This is a genomic window from Actinoalloteichus spitiensis RMV-1378, from assembly GCF_000239155.1.
GTDB lineage: Bacteria > Actinomycetota > Actinomycetes > Mycobacteriales > Pseudonocardiaceae > Actinoalloteichus_B > Actinoalloteichus_B spitiensis.
In genome coordinates, this window is record NZ_AGVX02000062.1 from 1 (window position 1) to 3,044 (window position 3,044).

The 3,044-nt window shown below is 70.5% G+C and carries 3 protein-coding genes; 2 read left to right on the top strand and 1 reads right to left on the bottom strand.

The genetic code is table 11. The features are described 5' to 3' along the window. A partial coding sequence (locus ACTIDRAF_RS0203140) for an adenylosuccinate synthase (protein ID WP_016697262.1) occupies window positions 1-1,259 on the bottom strand: 1,259 nt, incomplete at its 3' end. Between the two features lie 59 nt (window positions 1,260-1,318). On the opposite strand from ACTIDRAF_RS0203140, the gene ACTIDRAF_RS0203145 reads away from it, so the two are divergent. Together ACTIDRAF_RS0203145 and ACTIDRAF_RS0203150 are read left to right on the top strand one after the other, a co-directional pair. Next, window positions 1,319-1,990, top strand: a complete 672-nt coding sequence (locus ACTIDRAF_RS0203145; protein WP_016697263.1) for a hypothetical protein — start codon at window positions 1,319-1,321, stop codon at window positions 1,988-1,990. Between the two features lie 299 nt (window positions 1,991-2,289). Then, window positions 2,290-2,934, top strand: coding sequence for an HNH endonuclease family protein (locus ACTIDRAF_RS0203150; protein ID WP_026065724.1), 645 nt, complete (start codon window positions 2,290-2,292; stop codon window positions 2,932-2,934). Window positions 2,935-3,044: the final 110 nt, after the last annotated feature.

Genomic DNA, 3,044 nt, shown 5'->3' on the forward strand with positions numbered 1-3,044 from the left:
TCCTCACGACCCGGTCCCACCCCGATCGCCGACACCCGGGCCCCCGACAGCTCCTCCAGCCGCAGCACGTAGTTCCGGGCGTTCACGGGCAGGTCCTCGAAGGTCCGGCAGCCGGAGATGTCCTCAGCCCAGCCGGGGAGCTCCTCGTACACCGGCTTGGCGTGGTGGACCCCGGTCTGGGTCATGGGCATGTCGTCGACCCGCTCGCCGTCGACCTCGTAGCCCACGCAGACCGGCACCGTCCTCAGGCCGGACAGCACGTCCAACTTGGTGAGGAAGAAGTCGGTGATTCCGTTGACCCTGGCCGCGTAGCGGGCGATCACCGCGTCGAACCAGCCGGTCCGCCGGGAACGGCCCGTCGTCACACCGAACTCGCCGCCGGCCTTGCGCAGCTGCTCGCCCATGTCGTCGTGCAGCTCGGTGGGGAACGGCCCGGAGCCGACCCGTGTCGTGTACGCCTTGAGGATGCCGATGACGGTGGTGATCCTGGTCGGCCCCACCCCCGAGCCCACGGCGGCACCACCGGAGGTCGGACTGGAGGAGGTGACGAACGGGTAGGTGCCGTGGTCGACGTCGAGCAGGGTCCCCTGGGAACCCTCCAGCAGCACCGTCTCGCCCCGCTCGAGCGCCTGGTTGAGCAGCAGCCGGGTGTCGGCGATCCGGCCCGCGAACTTCGCGCCGCGCTCCAGGACGCTGTCGACGACCTCGTCGACGTCCATCGCCCGCCGGTTGTACACCTTGACGAGGATCTGGTTCTTCAGCTCCAGGGCCGCCTCGACCTTCTGGCGGAGGATCTTCTCGTCGAGGAGGTCCTGCACCCGCACGCCGACGCGGGCGACCTTGTCCTGGTAGGCGGGCCCGATGCCCCGGCCGGTGGTGCCGATCTTCGCCTTGCCCAGGTAGCGCTCGGTCACGCGGTCGATCGCCACGTGGTACGGCATGATCAGGTGGGCGTCGGCCGAGATCAGCAGGCCCGAGGTGTCCACCCCCCTGTCCTCCAGGCCGCCCAGCTCGTCCAGCAGCACACCGGGGTCGACGACGACCCCGTTACCGATGACGTTGGTGACGCCCGGCGTGAGGATGCCGGACGGGATGAGGTGCAGGGCGAAGTTCTGGCCGTTGGGCAGCACCACGGTGTGACCCGCGTTGTTGCCGCCCTGATACCGGACCACCCACTGCACGCTCTCGCCGAGCAGGTCGGTGGCCTTACCCTTGCCCTCGTCGCCCCATTGGGCGCCGATCAGCACGATCGCGGGCATGTACACACTCCAAGCAGTACAGACGGCAACGCCGGTCAAAGAGAGTAAACCAGGAGCGCATGGTGACGGTGGTCGCATTGGCCTGCGGAAATCGGGACTTCGCCGGTCTCACCGAGCGTGACGGGATCGTCTCGCACGCGGTAGCGGCCACTCCGGGGCGGGACGAGGTGGACCCGGTGCTGCGCGAGCTGGCCGGCCGGCGGCTGCTGGTGGCGGGCACCGACGCCGACCTCGCCTCGGTGGTGCTGCGCCTCCTGCGCACCGAGCGGCTGCCCGAGGTGGTCGTGGGGTACCTGCCCTGGGAGGCCGGCTCGGAGGTCGCCCAGCTCTGGGGACTGCCGGCGGGAGACCGGGAGGCCGCGCTGCGCCTGGCCCTGACCGGGGAGCCCGACCCGGTGCCGCTGCTGCGGGACGACGTCGGGGGTGTCCTGGTGGGCCGTGGGGTGATCGGGCCGTTGCGGGGCGTCGTGTACTGCGACGACGAGCTGGTCCTGCGAGGGCAGGCCAGCCGGTTGGAGGTCAGGCCTGACCGGGGGGCCGGCCTGGTCGCGCGGACGGTGCGCCGCAACCTGCTGGGCAGGCGGGTCCGGGAGACGAGCGGCCGGGCCGTGCAGATCGGGTGCGTACCGGCGACGGTGGTGCGCGACGGGGTCCCCCACGAACGCCAGCACGGCAAGTGGACCTGGTACCGGCACACCGAGGACCTGCGGTTGGTGCGCGGTCTCGTCTGAGCGGTGTCGCCACCCCTCGTCCTGGTGGCCCGGAACCCGGAACCGCGCCCCCGCGCGGCCGCCGCGGTGGGGGCGGCGCGTTCCGGGCCGGCCCTCGGGGGTCACCCCGCCGCCGTCCGACTGGACCCGCGACTCAGCCAATGGGAACCAGCCCCCTCGATTTGGGAGTGAAGGAGCCCTCACTCTCCGCTGAATTTTCACTCTCCGACACCAACTGTTCACTGCTGGGTGTTGCTTTCGCTTGCGTGACTGGGTGACGGTGTGGATCTCGCACTCGTGATCCACGATCGGAGGCATCGATGTCCCCACGACGACGAGCACGCGCGCTACGGCTGATGTTCGCCGCGGTCCTCGCCGCCCTCCTCTCCTTCTCCCTGGTCTCCCCGGCGAGCGCCGCGCCCCCCAACATCCCCAGCGAGAGCACCGCCCGGGCGATGCTCGACGGGCTGACCGTTCGCGCCGAGGGCTCCATGTCCGGCTACTCGCGGGACAAGTTCCCGCACTGGAAGACGATCGAGGGCACCTGCAACACGCGGGAGATGGTGCTCAAGAGGGACGGCACCAACGTCGAGGTCGGCGCCGACTGCTACCCGACGTCCGGCAGCTGGTACAGCCCCTTCGACGGCGTCACCACCTCGGTGCCCTCGGAGATCAGCATCGACCACGTCGTTCCGCTGGCGGCGGCCTGGCGTTCCGGCGCCTCCTCCTGGTCGGCGGCCAAGCGGGAGGAGTTCGCCAACGACCTCACCAACCCGCAGCTGATCGCCGTGACCGGCCGGATCAACAGCTCCAAGGGCGACCAGACGCCCGACAAGTGGGTGCCGCCGCGCACCGACTACCACTGCACGTACGGGAAGATCTGGATCGCGTCGAAGGACGCCTACGACCTGAGCGTGACCTCCGCCGAGAAGAGCGCCCTGACCGGGCTGCTCGACACCTGCTGACGGCGCCACCCCGGCCCTGACCTGGGGAGGGGACGGGGCGGGTGGCGTGCCCTGCCAGCGCCGCCCGCCCCCGTTACCTTTTTCGTAGCTCCTGACTAAGGAGTCGTGGT